The sequence below is a fragment of the Microbacterium sp. ABR10 genome (assembly GCF_057812175.1).
On record NZ_CM173821.1, the window covers coordinates 2,436,746 to 2,451,441 of the forward strand.

13 protein-coding genes are annotated in these 14,696 nt (G+C 67.9%); 8 read left to right on the plus strand and 5 right to left on the minus strand.

What is annotated here, in order from left to right; translation table 11 throughout:
• Positions 1 to 31: 31 nt before the first annotated feature.
• Together tcmP and ACXKZF_RS11290 are read left to right on the plus strand one after the other, a co-directional pair.
• Positions 32 to 1,270 (plus strand): three-Cys-motif partner protein TcmP, encoded by a 1,239-nt coding sequence (gene tcmP, locus ACXKZF_RS11285; protein WP_488984256.1) that lies wholly within the window; start codon positions 32 to 34, stop codon positions 1,268 to 1,270.
• A gap of 37 nt (positions 1,271 to 1,307) precedes the next feature.
• Positions 1,308 to 2,060, plus strand: a complete 753-nt coding sequence (locus ACXKZF_RS11290; RefSeq protein ID WP_488984257.1) for a DUF5131 family protein — start codon at positions 1,308 to 1,310, stop codon at positions 2,058 to 2,060.
• Positions 2,061 to 2,084: 24 nt separating this feature from the next.
• Here the strand turns inward: ACXKZF_RS11290 and ACXKZF_RS11295 are convergent, their stop codons facing one another.
• Together ACXKZF_RS11295 and ACXKZF_RS11300 are read right to left on the minus strand one after the other, a co-directional pair.
• A complete protein-coding gene (locus tag ACXKZF_RS11295; protein WP_488984258.1) occupies positions 2,085 to 2,852 on the minus strand; it encodes a hypothetical protein in 768 nt (255 codons plus the stop codon).
• A gap of 322 nt (positions 2,853 to 3,174) precedes the next feature.
• Positions 3,175 to 3,873: an iron-dependent transcriptional repressor DtxR gene (locus tag ACXKZF_RS11300; protein ID WP_055956666.1), complete on the minus strand. Its 699-nt coding sequence runs from the start codon at positions 3,871 to 3,873 to the stop codon at positions 3,175 to 3,177.
• A gap of 98 nt (positions 3,874 to 3,971) precedes the next feature.
• Between ACXKZF_RS11300 and serC the strand changes: the two genes are divergently transcribed.
• Positions 3,972 to 5,093 (plus strand): phosphoserine transaminase, encoded by a 1,122-nt coding sequence (gene serC / locus ACXKZF_RS11305; RefSeq protein WP_055956663.1) that lies wholly within the window; start codon positions 3,972 to 3,974, stop codon positions 5,091 to 5,093.
• Between the two features lie 54 nt (positions 5,094 to 5,147).
• On the opposite strand, the gene ACXKZF_RS11310 is transcribed toward serC, so the two are convergent.
• A complete protein-coding gene (locus ACXKZF_RS11310) occupies positions 5,148 to 5,789 on the minus strand; it encodes a DUF3027 domain-containing protein (protein WP_488984259.1) in 642 nt (213 codons plus the stop codon).
• On the minus strand, positions 5,773 to 6,156 hold the full coding sequence (locus tag ACXKZF_RS11315; RefSeq protein WP_055957202.1) for a cold-shock protein: 384 nt from the start codon (positions 6,154 to 6,156) through the stop codon (positions 5,773 to 5,775). The genes ACXKZF_RS11310 and ACXKZF_RS11315 overlap by 17 nt, the downstream gene beginning before the upstream one ends.
• A 106-nt stretch (positions 6,157 to 6,262) precedes the next feature.
• Here ACXKZF_RS11315 and ACXKZF_RS11320 point away from each other — a divergent pair, with 106 nt between their 5' ends.
• The 5 genes from ACXKZF_RS11320 to ACXKZF_RS11340 all read left to right on the plus strand — a co-directional run bounded on the left by ACXKZF_RS11320 (position 6,263) and on the right by ACXKZF_RS11340 (position 12,559).
• Positions 6,263 to 6,544, plus strand: coding sequence for a hypothetical protein (locus ACXKZF_RS11320; protein ID WP_055956660.1), 282 nt, complete (start codon positions 6,263 to 6,265; stop codon positions 6,542 to 6,544).
• 1 nt (position 6,545) lies between these two features.
• Positions 6,546 to 8,273 carry a helicase-associated domain-containing protein gene (locus tag ACXKZF_RS11325; protein ID WP_243222490.1) on the plus strand — a complete coding sequence of 576 codons (1,728 nt, stop codon included), beginning with the start codon at positions 6,546 to 6,548 and terminating at the stop codon, positions 8,271 to 8,273.
• Positions 8,274 to 8,331: 58 nt separating this feature from the next.
• Entirely contained in the window at positions 8,332 to 9,981 is a 1,650-nt protein-coding gene (locus ACXKZF_RS11330; RefSeq protein ID WP_055956654.1) for a DNA repair helicase XPB, read from the plus strand.
• Positions 9,982 to 10,050: 69 nt separating this feature from the next.
• Positions 10,051 to 10,743: a response regulator transcription factor gene (locus tag ACXKZF_RS11335; RefSeq protein WP_055956651.1), complete on the plus strand. Its 693-nt coding sequence runs from the start codon at positions 10,051 to 10,053 to the stop codon at positions 10,741 to 10,743.
• Between the two features lie 94 nt (positions 10,744 to 10,837).
• The gene (locus ACXKZF_RS11340; RefSeq protein ID WP_488984260.1) at positions 10,838 to 12,559 is read left to right on the plus strand and encodes a sensor histidine kinase; all 1,722 of its coding nucleotides are present in this window, start codon (positions 10,838 to 10,840) and stop codon (positions 12,557 to 12,559) included.
• A 388-nt stretch (positions 12,560 to 12,947) separates the two neighbouring features.
• On the opposite strand, the gene groL is transcribed toward ACXKZF_RS11340, so the two are convergent.
• Positions 12,948 to 14,567, minus strand: a complete 1,620-nt coding sequence (groL, locus tag ACXKZF_RS11345) for a chaperonin GroEL (protein WP_488984261.1) — start codon at positions 14,565 to 14,567, stop codon at positions 12,948 to 12,950.
• Between the last annotated feature and the right edge of the window lie 129 nt (positions 14,568 to 14,696).

Sequence of the window (14,696 nt, forward strand, 5' to 3'; positions counted from 1 at the left end):
CGGCATATAGGCTCCGGCGCAGGGGGCACGGATGACTCGATCGGACGACTTTTTCAAGCGGTCTAAGGCCGCGCAGGCCACGCTGAAGCATTCGATCTTGCGGTCGTATCTCGCGACCTTCGCTACGGCCACCGGAACGCGGTCTCCGGACCACCGGGTCGGGTACATCGACGGGTACGCGGGCCCAGGCGAGTACGTCAACGACCTCACCGGCAGCCGCGACGAGGGTTCGCCCATCATCGCTATGAACGTGGCGCGGCACCAGTCCACGCTCAGGGAGCCGCGGACCCTGGAGTGCATCTTCATCGAAAAGGACCGGGAGCACTACGACTCGCTATCGGCCCTTGTCGCGCAAGCGCAGACGGAGGGGCTCCGGGTCGAGGCTCAGAAGGGTGACGTAACACGTCTCCTGGCGCCCGCGATTCAGCGTTTCCAGGCGTTGCCGCTTCTCGTGTTCCTTGATCCGTTTGGCGCCTCCCTGCCGCACTCCGCGAGCATCCCCGCCGTGCTGGGTCGCAGCAGCGACCAGCCCACCGAGGTCCTGCTCAACTTCAGCGTGGAAACCCTGCGCAGGGCAGGTGCGCGCATTCACGAGGAGTCCGACGCCGCGGGTCGCGAGGCCACGCTCTCGACTATGGACAACTGGCTGGGCGGCGGTTGGTGGCGCGAGCATTTCAGCGATCCTGCGACCGTTCAGGACACCGAAACGGCATACGAACCCGCCGAGCGCATCACGGACGAGTACGCGCGCATGGTGTGTCGGGAGTCGAGGACCAACGTTTTCCCGGTGGATATCCGCCGAGCCGCGTCACACAAGCCGCTCTTCAGGCTCATGCTGTTCCACCCCAAGCCGCTTGCCGCGTTCAAGTTCAATAACGCCGTCAGCTCTGGCAACGAGAAGTGGCGGTCGCTCATGTGGGACATGGATGTTGAAGTCGCTCAACGCGAAGACGCGCGTAACCCGCAGCCCGGTATGAGTCGGGAAGAGGAAACGCGCATGGCGATGGCCGCAGATCCCGCCCAGGTGATGGACGACAATGTTGAGATCCTCAAAGACAACATTCGAGCGGCTCTGAGGACACGGCCCCTCCTGACCATGGAGCACGACTTCGGTCTGATCTTCGGTTCGGCTATCGGGTCTGCGCGCGGAACGCACCTGACCAAGGCGTGGGACGCGCTAACCGCTGAGGGCGTCACGCAGCCTCGCAAAGGATCGACCTACGACTGGGCGAAAATCTGGAGCGCTAACGCTGGCGTGAGCTTCAACTAGAGGACGTGCGCTTCAACTAGAGGAGGGAAGCATCAGCATGGCGAAAACAACGATCGAGTGGACCGAGGTCACTTGGAACCCCGTCACGGGGTGCGACCGGACCTCCGCGGGCTGTGACAACTGTTACGCGCTCACCCTCTCCAAGCGCCTGAAGGCCATGGGCGCCGAGAAGTACCAAAACGACGGGGACCCACGCACCTCCGGCCCTGGGTTCGGCGTGACGATCCATCCCAAATCGCTGGAACAGCCGTTGAAGTGGCGCAAGCCGCTGACGGTCTTCGTCAACTCGATGAGCGACCTCTTCCACGCGAAGGTGCCGACCTCCTTCGTCCAGGACGTTTTCGACGTCATGGCCGCGACGCCGCAGCACACCTATCAGGTGCTCACCAAGCGCTCCTTACGGCTCCGCCGCATGGCTGACAAGCTCACCTGGCCCTCCAACGTCTGGATGGGCGTCTCCGTCGAGGAGCCCAAGGTCCTGAACCGCATCGACGACCTGCGCGAAGTGCCCGCCGCGGTCCGGTTCCTCTCGTGTGAGCCGCTCATCGCCGCTCTGCCGGGGCTCAACCTCGACGGCATCGACTGGGTGATCGCTGGCGGCGAGTCTGGCGCTCACCACCGCCCGATGGAGTCGGCGTGGGTGGAGGACATCCGCGACCAGTGCCTCCACGCTGACGTGCCGTTCTTCTTCAAGCAGTGGGGCGGGCGCACACCCAAGCAGCACGGCCGCGACCTCGAAGGCCGCACCTGGGACGAGATGCCCCGGCCACGGGTTCGCGCCGTCGCATAGCCGTTACTGTCGCCGTGTGGACGTCTAGACGGTGCTACTTTGCCGCACCATTTTTCCATTTCGCCAACGACGGAAGCTAACGCCAGCACCGACGGCCAGCCTCGCTTTTCGGTGCGAGGACGGGATCCCCTCACCACTCAGCAGGTGATGGCTGAAGAAGCTCTGAGCGTAAAGAGAAGCGGCCGCCGAGTGTACGGATTGCAGAGGCGCCATGTAATCCGAGCAGACGGGCGCGGAGCTGAATGGGCTGGCGAAATCTGCACGGCCAGTCAGACAGCTCAGGGAGATGAAGGTCTTTGGGTTGGTGGTCGGCGCTGCGCTTTCCAATAACGCGGCCAGGTCCTTCCCGAGCACAGGGTTTGGACGGTCAATGAACCGTATGGAATCCGCAGCACCGTGTCCGATCAACAAGACGTGACTGGTGACCGGCTCGATCTCCGACCAGACGCGTGACACTTCGGACGTTGTACGCAGTTTGTACTTTCTCAGGAGCCCGTCGTCGAACAAGAGTCTGAGGTACTGCAGGACCGACTTCGTCAGCGGGTCGAGCGTGGACGTCTCCGTAAGCAAGTCTCCGATCTCCAGAATGGCGATGCCGAGGTGGTCTGCGTGGACGAGACGTGACGCGACCTCGATGTCTTTTCCGGACGTATCCTGGCGATCAATCCGGATCGTGCGATTCCGTTGGCCCGTCACTTTTGCTTCTGCCAGCGCATGCGGCTGCTGGTCCGGATGCGGCAACTTCCGGGATGGCACAAACACCCGATCTCCCACAGCAAACTTCGTCGTCATGATGACGATCTTGGCACCAGCGAGTCGGTTAGCAGTGCGACGCCCAGGGCCTACGACCGCCGGTGCGTCGGCGCACCTCCTGAGGCTTTGCCTCGCCGCTTGGCCGTGCAGGGTCGATCCACTCTCGTGTCATCCCTGACGAGCACTCACAGACGGCCCGCCGTGCCAACGACGTGCTAACAAGGCTCGTCCGCCACTACCGTGGATCGCGAGGGAACCCGCGATATTTCTGGAAACGAGTTGCCCCCGGCATCGAGGTAACAAAAAAGTCACGCTTCGGTCAGGTGCCCTGACGAACACCGGGGTGAATCCGCGCCGACGTTCAGTCGCCGGCGACCAGGAAGATGTGCGAAGCCACCTCGACGGGCAGCTCCAACCCCTCGTCGATGCCCTCCATCTGCAGGAGGACGTAGCCCTCGTTGAAGCGGTAGTCGCCGCGCTTTCCGGGCAGAACGCCGGCGGCCTTGAGCTGCTGCAGGAGTTCGGGGTCGACCTGCGCGGGTTCGGCGAGGCGCCGGATCGTGCCGGAGACGGGGCCACCGGCATCCGTCAGCTTTCGCACGAGACCGACCACGCCATCGTCGAAGGTGGCGCTGGAGGCGTCGCCGAGCTGGTCGAGTCCGGGGATCGGGTTGCCGTACGGGGACTCGGTCGGGTGCCCGAGCAGTTCGACGAGACGTCGCTCGACCTGCTCGCTCATGACGTGCTCCCACCGGCACGCCTCGTCGTGCACGTAGGCCCAATCGAGCCCGATGACGTCGCTCAGGAGGCGCTCGGCGAGACGGTGCTTGCGCATGACGTCGACGGCCTTCTGGCGTCCGTCGTCGGTCAGCTCGAGTCGGCGGTCCTCGGAGACGACGACGAGACCGTCGCGCTCCATGCGGCCCACGGTCTGCGAGACCGTCGGACCCGAGTGGCCGAGACGCTCGGAGATGCGCGCGCGCAGCGGCACGATCTTCTCTTCCTCGAGCTCGAGGATCGTGCGCAGGTACATCTCGGTGGTGTCGATCAGGTCGGTCATTTAGGTGTCCTCGATGTCGCGCGGCAAGTCCTCCCAGCCTACCGACCCCCTCCGACATGAGCGCGGGAGAGGCGGGACGGGGACTCTAGAATCGGTCCATGCCGCACGTGGAACTCCCCAGCGAACTCCTGCCCGCCGACGGCCGCTTCGGGTGCGGCCCCTCCAAGGTGCGCGGTGCGCAGCTCGAGGCCCTCGTCACCCGCGGAGCGTCGATCCTCGGTACCTCTCACCGCCAGGCCCCCGTCAAGAACCTCGTCGCCAGCACGCGCGAGCGCCTGTCGCAGCTGCTCCGCCTGCCCGAGGGCTACGAGATCATCCTGGGCAACGGCGGGTCGACCGCCTTCTGGGATGCCGCGGCGTTCGGCCTCATCGACACCCGCAGCCAGAACCTGGTGTTCGGCGAGTTCGGCGGCAAGTTCGCCTCCGCGGCCGCCGCTCCCTGGCTGCAGGCGCCCGACGTGCGCAAGGCCGCACCGGGCACGCGCACCGTGGCCGAGGCCGTCGAGGGTGTCGACGTGTACGCCTGGCCGCACAACGAGACCTCCACCGGCGTATCCGCTCCGATCGAGCGCGTCCAGGCGGATGCCGGTGCGCTCACCGTCATCGACGCGACCAGCGCCGCCGGCGGGATCGACTTCGACGTGACGCAGGCCGACGTGTACTACTTCGCGCCGCAGAAGAACCTCGGCTCCGACGGGGGACTCTGGTACGCCGCCGTGTCGCCGGCCGCCATCGAGCGCATCGAGCGCATCGCGGCATCCGATCGGTACATCCCCGAGTTCTTGAGCCTGAAGAACGCCCTCGACAACTCCCGCCTCCAGCAGACGCTCAACACCCCCGCGTTGGCGACCCTGCTGCTGCTCGACGAGCAGCTCGGCTGGATCCTCGACAACGGCGGTCTGTCGTGGGCCGCCGCCCGCACGGCCGAGTCGTCGGCGGCGCTGTACGAGTGGGCCGATGCGAGCGCCGTGGCGACCCCCTTCGTCGCCGATCCTTCAGACCGCTCCCCCGTCGTCGTCACCATCGACTTCGACGACAGCATCGATGCGGCCGCGATCGCCAAGAGCCTCCGCGCGAACGGCATCGTCGACACCGAGCCCTACCGCAAGCTCGGGCGCAACCAGTTGCGCGTCGCGACGTTCGTCTCGATCGAGCCGGCTGACGTCCGCCGTCTCATCGGCGCGATCGACTACACGATCGAGCACCTTCCCGGCGCCTGACGCCTGAACGACGAAGGCCGTCCCGCATCGTGCGGGACGGCCTTCGTCGTGAACTCAGTAGCTGCGGTCGCCCTCGTCGCCGTCCTCGTCGGAGTCGCCCTCGTCGGAGTCGTCCTCGTCGGAGTCGTCGTCGTCGGAATCGTCGTCGTCCGCCTCGTCGAGGTCGTCGTCCGCCTCGTCGAGGTCGTCGTCCGCCTCGTCGGGGTGATCGGCGTCCAGCTCATCGATGTCGACGCCGTCGAGATCGCCGGCGTGGAAGCGCGCCTTCGGCTCGTCTTCGTCGTCATCCGCCTCGTCGTCGTCGACGTCATCCGTGTCGTCGTCGTCATCGTCGAGATCGTCGTCTTCGTCATCGACCGTGGCCGCGGCCACCTGCGCCGCCTGATAGTCGGCCAGGCGCGTCGCCCACGGCACCCAGTCGGGCGCGAGGAGGGCTCCGTCACCCGGCAACAGCTCGACCTCGAGCACGGTGGGATCGGACCCGTCGACCACGGCGACGCTCACCGTCCAGAACCAACCCGGGTACCCGGAGAGCCGGGTGTGAAAACGCAGCGATACGGCTCCGTCGTCTTCGGCCGTGTACCCGGCCGCGGGACCGACGGTGTCGGCGGGCGTGATCTCGTGCAGGGCGGCGAGCGCCAGGTCGTGGGCGCCGGTCAGACGCTCGTCGACGAACTGCTCAGGCTTCGAAGTCATCGGCGACCTTGCGCAGGACGGCCGCGATCTTCTGCGCGTGGGGGCCGTTGGGGTACCGGCCGCGGCGCAGGTCGCCACCGATGCCGTCGAGGAGCTTGACGAGGTCTTCGACGATGATCGCCATGTCGTCGGCGGGCTTGCGGGAGCGCTTGGACAGGCTCACCGGGGCGTCGAGGACGCGCACGGACAGGGCCTGGGGGCCGCGCTTGCCGTCGGCGACGCCGAACTCCAGTCGCGTCCCGGCCTTGGGCCCGGGGGTTCCGGCGGGCAGAGCCGTGGCGTGCAGGAACACGTCCTGGCCGTCATCGGTGCTGATGAAGCCGAAGCCCTTCTCGTCGTCGTAGAACCTGACCTTGCCGGTGGGCATGGACACCTCGCTGAGTGTGTGCGCGATCGCGCGGCGGAACGCAGGACCCGATCGGATCCCGGTCTTCCAGACTACGGCACCGCCGCCAGGCAGTAGGCTGAGGCCGATGAGCACCCGCACCTCCGGCGGCAGCACGCCGGGCGACGACGTTCCCGTTCGCCGCATCGACCGCATCCTGGCGTTCATGTCGCTCGGGTTGCTCGTGCTGGCGCTCGTATGCTTCTTCGCGATCATCATCGGCTCCACCGCCGGCGCCGATCTGGCCTCGGGCGTGTGGCCCGTGGTGAGCCTGCTCGTCCTCGTCACACCCCCCATCGCGTTCGGATGCCTGCTGGCCGTGCTCATCATGAGCTTCGTCCGAAGGGCCCGGGCCAACAAGGCTCGTTGACGTGGCCGAGACCTCCGCTCAACGCGCACTGGCGGTCTCGTTGGGCGCGCGCTCCGACGACGAGCTCGCGCGCCTGTTCGCCGACCGGCACGTCTCGCCGTCGGCGACCTGGCGTGACATGTTCGACGCCGCCGAGGCGCTGCTCGAGCCGGTCTCGGTCGCCCGCGCACTGCCGGCCCTCACCCGTCGGGAGTCCGACGCGCTGTTCGCCGCCCTCGCCGGCACCCCCGCCACCGGCGACGTGCGTGACGATCTGATCTCCCGCGCGCTGGTCGGAGACGACGGCCTCCTCTTCCCGAGCGTGGCCGACGCGGTCCGCGAGGCGCTGCCCGACGGCGTTCCCGCCGCCGCGACACCGTCGCCCACGCCATCCGCGGCCGAGACCGCCGCGGCATCCGAGGCCGCTTTCACGTACGCCGCATCCGTGGCCGACATCCTTCTGCAGACCCTCGAGGCGCCGCTCGGACGCATCGGATCGGGATCCCTCGGGGCGACGGAACGCCGTCGACTCGTCGACGCCGGAGCCGTGTCGACGCCCGCCGACGCCGATCTGCTCGTCGGTCTCGCCGCCGACGTCGGCCTGCTGGGCGCGAATGATCGCGCCTGGCTCGTCTCGTCGGCCGGCCGGGAGTGGCTGCGCCTGCCCACCCTCGAACGCTGGCAGCACACGGCGGTGGCGCTGCGCGACGCCCTTCCCCGCGCCTACCGCTCAGCCGACGGAGGGTGGATCCCCGTCGACGAGTGGGCCGGAGCCACGCCGTTCGACCCCGAGGGCGCGGACCGTGCGGCTCTGTGGGCACGCCGTCTGCGGCGGTGGGGGCTCGTGGATGCCGCGGGGCGCACCGCTCCGTGGGCGGAACCCCTCGCCCGGGGCGGCGACGTCGACACGTCGGCGCTACGCGAACTACTCCCGCCCGAGGTCGATCGTGTGTACCTGCAGAACGACCTGACCGCGATCGCGCCCGGGCCCCTCGCCCCGCACCTCGACGTCCGGTTGCGATCGATGGCCGTGCGCGAGTCGCGGGCGCAGGCCTCGAGCTACCGTTTCAGCGCCGCCTCGATCGGCGCGGCGATCACGGCCGGCGAGACGGCCGACTCCCTCCGCGACTTCCTCAGCGGCATCTCGCTGACCGGACTCCCGCAGCCGCTCGCGTATGTCATCGAGCGCACGTCCGCCGAGCACGGGCGGGTGCGAGTGATGAGCGACCCGGCCACCCGCCTGACGCGCGTCGTGACCGATGACGAGACACTCTTGCGCTCGATGGAGATCGATCAGTCGTTGCGCTCGATCGCGCTGTCGCGCACCGACGACGACGAACTGGTCTCGCACGTGTCGAGCGACGTCGTGTTCTGGGCACTCACCGACGCGCACTACCCCGCCGTCGCCGTCGACTCCCACGGACGACCGCGCGCGCTGGAGCGCGCGAGGCTGGCCCCGGGCTCGCAGCCCGCAGCCGAACCCGCCGACGTCTACACCGACCTGCTGCGGCGCCTGCGCGAGGGCGTGGGCGACTCGGATGCCGCGTGGCTCGAACGCGAGCTCGACCAGGCCGTCCGCGCCCGCGCCGTCATCGACGTGACCGTGCGCCTCCCCGACGGCTCCGCCCGCGTGTTCCGTCTGGAAGCGACGGGGCTGGGCGGCGGACGCCTGCGGGGTCGCGACCGGGGAGCCGACGTCGAGCGCACCGTGCCGCTGTCGCACATCGACGGTGTGACCCCCGTCGGGTGACGCCCCTTCGTCGGCGTGGTCGGCCGTCTGCGCTGCGACCCCGGTAGAATCGAACGCTATGGCTGACGGTCCCCTCATCGTGCAGAGCGACCGCACCGTCCTCCTCGAGGTCGCACACCCTCAGGCGGAGACGGCGCGGCACGAGCTCGCCATCTTCGCCGAGCTCGAGCGCGCACCCGAGCACATTCACACGTACCGCATCACGCGCCTGGGGCTGTGGAACGCCCGCGCGGCAGGTCACGACGCCGACGCGATGCTCGACACCCTCGACCGGTGGTCGCGCTTCCCGGTCCCGGCCTCGGTCAGCACCGACATCCGTGAGACGGTCAATCGTTACGGCCGACTCGTGATCGAGCGCAACGACGACAAAGAACTCGTGCTGCGCTCCACCGATGCCGCGGTCCTCAGCGAGGTGTCCCGCAACAAGCGCATCGCGCCGCTGCTCATCGGCCACCCCACCCCCGACAGTTTCCTCGTCGACGCGTGGGCTCGCGGGCACATCAAGCAGGAACTGCTCAAGATCGGCTGGCCGGCCGAAGACCTCGCCGGCTACACGCCCGGCACGCCGCACCCCATCGATCTCGCCGAAGACGGCTGGAGCCTCCGGCCCTACCAGCGACAGGCGGTGGACTCCTTCTCCGAGGGCGGCTCCGGTGTCGTGGTGCTCCCCTGCGGCGCCGGCAAGACCCTCGTGGGCGCGGGCGCGATGGCCGACACCCGCACCACCACGCTCATCCTCGTCACCAACACCGTGAGTGCGCGGCAGTGGCGCGACGAGCTGCTGCGACGCACCACGCTCACCCCCGAGGAGATCGGCGAGTACTCCGGTCAGGTCAAAGAGATCAAGCCCGTCACCATCGCGACGTACCAGATCCTCACCGCCAAGCGAAAAGGTCAGTACGCCCACCTCGCGCTCCTCGACGCCCTCGACTGGGGCCTGGTGCTCTACGACGAGGTGCACCTGCTGCCCGCCCCCGTCTTCAAGCTCACCGCCGACCTGCAGGCGCGACGCCGTCTGGGACTGACAGCGACGCTGGTTCGGGAAGACGGCCGCGAGGGCGACGTCTTCAGCCTCATCGGGCCGAAGCGCTTCGACGCGCCGTGGAAAGAGATCGAGGCTCAGGGCTTCATCTCTCCGGCCGCCTGCTACGAGGTGCGCATCGACCTCCCCGCCGGTGAACGCCTCGAGTACGCGGCCGCCGCCGACGAGGACCGCTACCGTCTCGCCGCCACCGCGCCCGCGAAGATCGACGTCGCTCGCCGCCTCGTCGAACGGCATCCGGGTGAGCGCGTCCTCGTCATCGGGCAGTACCTCGACCAGATCGACGAGCTCGCCGAAGCGCTCGGCGCCCCCCAGATCACCGGGGCGACGCCGATCTCGGAGCGCGAAGAACTGTTCCAGGGTTTCCGCGACGGCAGCATCCCCCTGTTGGTGGTGTCGAAGGTCGCCAACTTCTCGGTCGACCTGCCGGAGGCCTCGGTCGCCATCCAGGTGTCGGGCTCGTTCGGATCGCGTCAGGAAGAGGCACAACGTCTCGGTCGACTCCTGCGGCCGAAGCAGTCCAACCACACGGCGAGCTTCTACACGCTCATCGCGCGCGACACGGTCGACCAGGACTTCGCCCAGAACCGCCAGCGGTTCCTCGCCGAGCAGGGGTACGCCTACACGATCCTGGATGCCGACGGAATCGACGCCGCGGCGGCCTGATCCATAGCAGGGCGCGCCCATCGGTTCCATATCCAGCGGATTGCTGGGTCGGGTCACGATAATGAGGTCATGACAGCACCTCGCATCCTCGTCGTCGACGACGAACCGAACATCCGCGACCTGCTCATCACGAGCCTGCGCTTCGCCGGGTTCCAGGTGCGAGCCGTCGCGAACGGCGCGCAGACGATCTCGGCCGTGCTCGAGGAGGAACCCGACCTCATCGTGCTCGACGTGATGCTCCCCGATATGAACGGCTTCAGCGTCACCAAGCGTCTTCGCGGCGCGGGTTACACCGCGCCCATCCTGTTCCTGACGGCGAAAGACGAAACCGAAGACAAGATCGAGGGCCTGAACGCCGGAGGCGACGATTACGTCACCAAGCCGTTCAGCCTCGACGAGATCGTCGCCCGCATCCAGGCGATCCTCCGCCGCACCATGCAGGCCGACGAGGAGTCGATCATCCGCACGGGCGAACTCACGATGGATCAGGACACCCACGACGTCAGCGTCGGCGATGTGTCGATCGATCTGAGTCCTACCGAGTTCAAGCTCCTGCGCTACCTCATGCTCAACCCCAACCGCGTGCTGTCGAAGGCGCAGATCCTCGACCACGTCTGGGAGTACGACTTCAACGGCGACGCCGGCATCGTCGAGAGTTACATCTCGTACCTCCGCCGCAAGATCGACCCGCACTCCTCCGAGCCGCTCATCCAGACCAAGCGCGGCTTCGGCTACATGCTGAAGTCGGGCAAGACCGCCTGACGAGAAGGCATCCGCCCTGTCGCATCCTGACGATTCCCTCACGCGCTGGTGGCGCGGCCTGAGCCTTCGCACCAAGGTCACCGGCGTCACGGTCATGCTCCTGGCGATCGGCTTGTTCACGGCGGGCATCGGCACCATGGTGTTCCTGCGGACGACCTTGGTGAACAACCTCGACGAGCAGCTCGCCCAGCAGGCGGCGGGCAACATCGCCGACAGCGTGTTCACCGTGACGCCCGTCGACGGTCAGGTCGTCTTCTCGCAGATCGAGAACGCGCCGCAGATCGGGTCGATGGTCGTCGTCTACGGCCCCGACGGTGAGCGCAAGGCGTTCTACAACGGCACGGCATCGCAAACACTGCCCGAGTTGCCGTCGACGTTCAGCGTCGAGCAGACATACGGGCAACTCGATCGACGCATCGAGCTGCACGACGGCGATTCGGGTCAGCATTTCCTCGCCCGCGTCGGCGTGCTGCCGGTCAACGGGAGTTCTGGCGTCTACACCCAGATGGTGATCCAGCCGCTGGCGCCGACCGATCGCATCGTCGCCGCCTACATCGGCATCTACGCCTTCGTCGCGCTGCTCATCCTCGTCGCGACCGCCCTGCTCACCCGATGGCTGGTCACGCTGGCGTTCAGAAACCTCCGCCAGGTCGAGACGACCGCGATGGACATCGCCGCCGGCGACTTCAGCCAGCGCCTCACCGACATCGTCCCCGACACCGAAGTGGGCCGGCTCAAGACCGCCATCAACGCGATGCTCGCGCGCATCGACGGCGCCCTCGGCCAACGGGACGCCACAGTCCGGCAGATGCGCCGCTTCATCGGTGACGCCAGCCATGAGTTGCGCACGCCTCTGGTGACGATGCGCGGGTACGCGGAGCTCTACCGGATGGGCGCGATCCGCTCGGATGAGGACGTCGCGCAGTCGATGGAACGCATCGAGAAGGAAGCCATCCGCATGGGTGCGCTCGTCGAGGATCTCCTCGCCCTCGCGCGTCTCGACGAGCGACGCGACGTGACCATCACCCCGCTCGACCTGCGCCCGATCGCCCGCGACGCGGCTCTCGATCTGCGGGTCACCTCGCCCCAGCGGGAGGTGACGGTCGACGACACCACCTCACGCGACGAGATCGTGCTGCCCACCATCACCCTCGACCCTCTGCTCGATGCCGGCGGGGATCCCGCGACGGCCGCGAGCCGCCGACGCGCCGCCCCGACCACGTCGGCCATGGCCATCGCGGGTGCGACGCTGTCGCGGTTACGACGCAAGCCCAAGGATGCCGCCGAGTCGCCGTCCACGTCTGCTGACGCCGCCCCGACCGCGGCGCCCACCGCTCCGACCGGAGTAGTACGCACGCCCCCGCGGATCGCGCCGATCGTGCTGGGAGACGAGAACAAGGTGCGCCAGGTCGTGGCCAACCTCCTCGGAAACGCCCGCCGCTTCACCGGCGACAACTCCCCCATCGGCCTTCGCGTGGGCGTCGACGTCGAGAGCGACATGGGGTGGATCGAGATCATCGACCACGGCGAGGGCGTTCCGGAGCAGATCCGCGATCAGATCTTCCAGCGCTTCTGGCGCGCCGACACCTCTCGCACCCGCGAGACGGGCGGGTCGGGCCTCGGCCTGTCGATCGTGGCATCCATCGTCGATCTGCTGCACGGAACGGTCGAGGTGCGCGACACACCGGGAGGCGGTGCGACCTTCCGCGTCTCGCTCCCCCTCGCCGACCGTCGTGACGCCCAGGAGCACGCGCTCATCGAGACGCAGCCCCTCGAGCGTCTCCCTGCGGGCTATCGGCCCGAGCCGACCGCCTGACGACGCAGGACTGCCGCCGCGGGCTATCGGCCCGAGCCGACCGCCTGACGACGCAGGACAGCCGCCCGCGAGTCCTCCCTCGCCCGGTCCCGCCGCGGGCCGACGGGCGCGTGACGGGCGGACGAGCCGAAGACAGCGAAGCGCCGTCAGCCGCGGCGGGGCGTCGAGAGCGGAGGAGATCCGGGCGGCGGAGGATCTTCCGGTGCGGATCCTTCCTCCCGTCCCGGAATCTCCTCCGCTTCCGACTCCGCCGGGTGGGGCGCCTGCGACGCGTCACCCGGCCGAGTGCTGCGTGCCGACCGCGCCGCCGAACACACGAGAGAACGCGCCGCACACGCAGAACGCCCCCTCCCGGAGGAGGGGGCGTTCTGTGAACGTCAGGCGTGGATCAGAAGTCCATGCCGCCCGTCGGGTCGCCAGCCGGAGCGGCGTTCTTCTCGGGCTTGTCGGCGACGACGACCTCGGTGGTGAGGAAGAGGCCGGCGATGGATGCCGCGTTCTGCAGCGCCGAACGCGTCACCTTGGCGGGGTCGATGATGCCCTGTGCGAACAGGTCACCGTACTCGCCGGTCGCGGCGTTGAGGCCGTGGCCCACGGGGAGCTCGGCGACCTTGTTGGCCACGACGCCGGGCTCGAGACCGGCGTTGAGCGCGATCTGCTTGAGCGGGGCCTCGATGGCGACGCGAACGATGTTGGCGCCCGTCGCCTCGTCACCGACGAGGTTGAGGTTGCCGAGAGCGTTCTTGCCGGCCTGGATGAGCGCGACGCCACCACCGGCGACAACACCCTCTTCCACAGCGGCCTTGGCGTTGCGCACGGCGTCTTCGATGCGGTGCTTGCGCTCCTTGAGCTCGACCTCGGTCGCGGCTCCGGCCTTGATGACGGCGACGCCACCGGCGAGCTTCGCGAGGCGCTCCTGGAGCTTCTCACGGTCGTAGTCGCTGTCGGTGTTCTCGATCTCGCGGCGGATCTGGGTCACGCGACCCTCGATCAGCTCCGACTCACCTGCACCCTCGACGATCGTGGTCTCGTCCTTGGTGATGATGACCTTGCGGGCGCGGCCGAGCAGGTCGACGGTCGCGTTCTCGAGCTTGAGGCCCACCTCTTCGGTGATGACCTGGCCGCCGGTGAGGATCGCGATGTCCTGCAGCTGCGCCTTGCGGCGGTCGCCGAAGCCGGGAGCCTTGACGGCGACCGACTTGAAGATGCCGCGGATCTTGTTGAGCACGAGCGTCGCGAGGGCTTCGCCCTCGACGTCTTCGGCGATGATGAGGAGCTCTTTGCCCTCCTGGATCACCTTGTCGACGATGGGCAGAAGGTCCTTGATGTTCGAGATCTTCTGGTTCGCGATCAGGATGTAGGGGTCTTCGAAGACCGCTTCCTGACGCTCGGGGTCGGTGACGAAGTAGGGGTTGATGTACCCCTTGTCGAAACGCATGCCCTCGGTGAGCTCGAGCTCGGTGCCGAAGGTGTTCGACTCCTCGACGGTGACGACGCCTTCCTTGCCGACCTTGTCGATGGCCTCGGCGATGAGCTCGCCGATGGCGGGGTCAGCGGCCGAGATCGACGCGGTCGCAGCGATCTGCTCTTTGGACTCGACCTCTTTGGCGGAGGCGAGCAGCTCGTCGGTGACGGCCTTGACGGCCTTCTCGATGCCCTTCTTGAGCGAGATGGGGTCGGCGCCGGCGGCGACGTTGCGCAGGCCCTCGCGCACGAGCGCCTGGGCGAGAACGGTGGCGGTGGTGGTGCCGTCACCCGCGACGTCGTCGGTCTTCTTGGCGACCTCCTTGACCAGCTCAGCGCCGATCTTCTCGTACGGGTCGTCGAGCTCGATCTCCTTGGCGATCGAGACACCGTCGTTCGTGATCGTGGGGGCGCCCCACTTCTTCTCGAGCACGACGTTGCGACCGCGGGGGCCCAGGGTCACCTTGACGGCGTCGGCCAGCGTGTTGAGGCCGCGCTCGAGGCCGCGCCGTGCCTCTTCGTCGAAAGCGATGATCTTTGCCATAAGTGTGTCGTCCCTCCCGGACGGGTGACTTGCAGAATTGGCACTCGACGAAAGCGAGTGCTAACTCATTCTGGCACTCGACCCTGGGGAGTGCAAGCCACCGAACCCCCGCGAAACGACGAACGCCGC

Excerpts from the sequence above, each read along its gene's own strand:
- ACXKZF_RS11300 (WP_055956666.1), bottom strand. The coding sequence starts at position 3,873 with ATGACCGACCTGATCGACACCACCGAGATGTACCTGCGCACGATCCTC.
- ACXKZF_RS11295 (WP_488984258.1), bottom strand. The coding sequence starts at position 2,852 with ATGACGACGAAGTTTGCTGTGGGAGATCGGGTGTTTGTGCCATCCCGG.
- ACXKZF_RS11310 (WP_488984259.1), bottom strand. The coding sequence starts at position 5,789 with ATGACTTCGAAGCCTGAGCAGTTCGTCGACGAGCGTCTGACCGGCGCC.
- ACXKZF_RS11340 (WP_488984260.1), top strand. The coding sequence starts at position 10,838 with ATGCTCCTGGCGATCGGCTTGTTCACGGCGGGCATCGGCACCATGGTG.
- serC (WP_055956663.1), top strand. The coding sequence starts at position 3,972 with ATGCCGCACGTGGAACTCCCCAGCGAACTCCTGCCCGCCGACGGCCGC.
- ACXKZF_RS11335 (WP_055956651.1), top strand. The coding sequence starts at position 10,051 with ATGACAGCACCTCGCATCCTCGTCGTCGACGACGAACCGAACATCCGC.
- groL (WP_488984261.1), bottom strand. The coding sequence starts at position 14,567 with ATGGCAAAGATCATCGCTTTCGACGAAGAGGCACGGCGCGGCCTCGAG.
- tcmP (WP_488984256.1), top strand. The coding sequence starts at position 32 with ATGACTCGATCGGACGACTTTTTCAAGCGGTCTAAGGCCGCGCAGGCC.
- ACXKZF_RS11290 (WP_488984257.1), top strand. The coding sequence starts at position 1,308 with ATGGCGAAAACAACGATCGAGTGGACCGAGGTCACTTGGAACCCCGTC.
- ACXKZF_RS11330 (WP_055956654.1), top strand. The coding sequence starts at position 8,332 with ATGGCTGACGGTCCCCTCATCGTGCAGAGCGACCGCACCGTCCTCCTC.
- ACXKZF_RS11320 (WP_055956660.1), top strand. The coding sequence starts at position 6,263 with ATGAGCACCCGCACCTCCGGCGGCAGCACGCCGGGCGACGACGTTCCC.
- ACXKZF_RS11315 (WP_055957202.1), bottom strand. The coding sequence starts at position 6,156 with ATGCCCACCGGCAAGGTCAGGTTCTACGACGACGAGAAGGGCTTCGGC.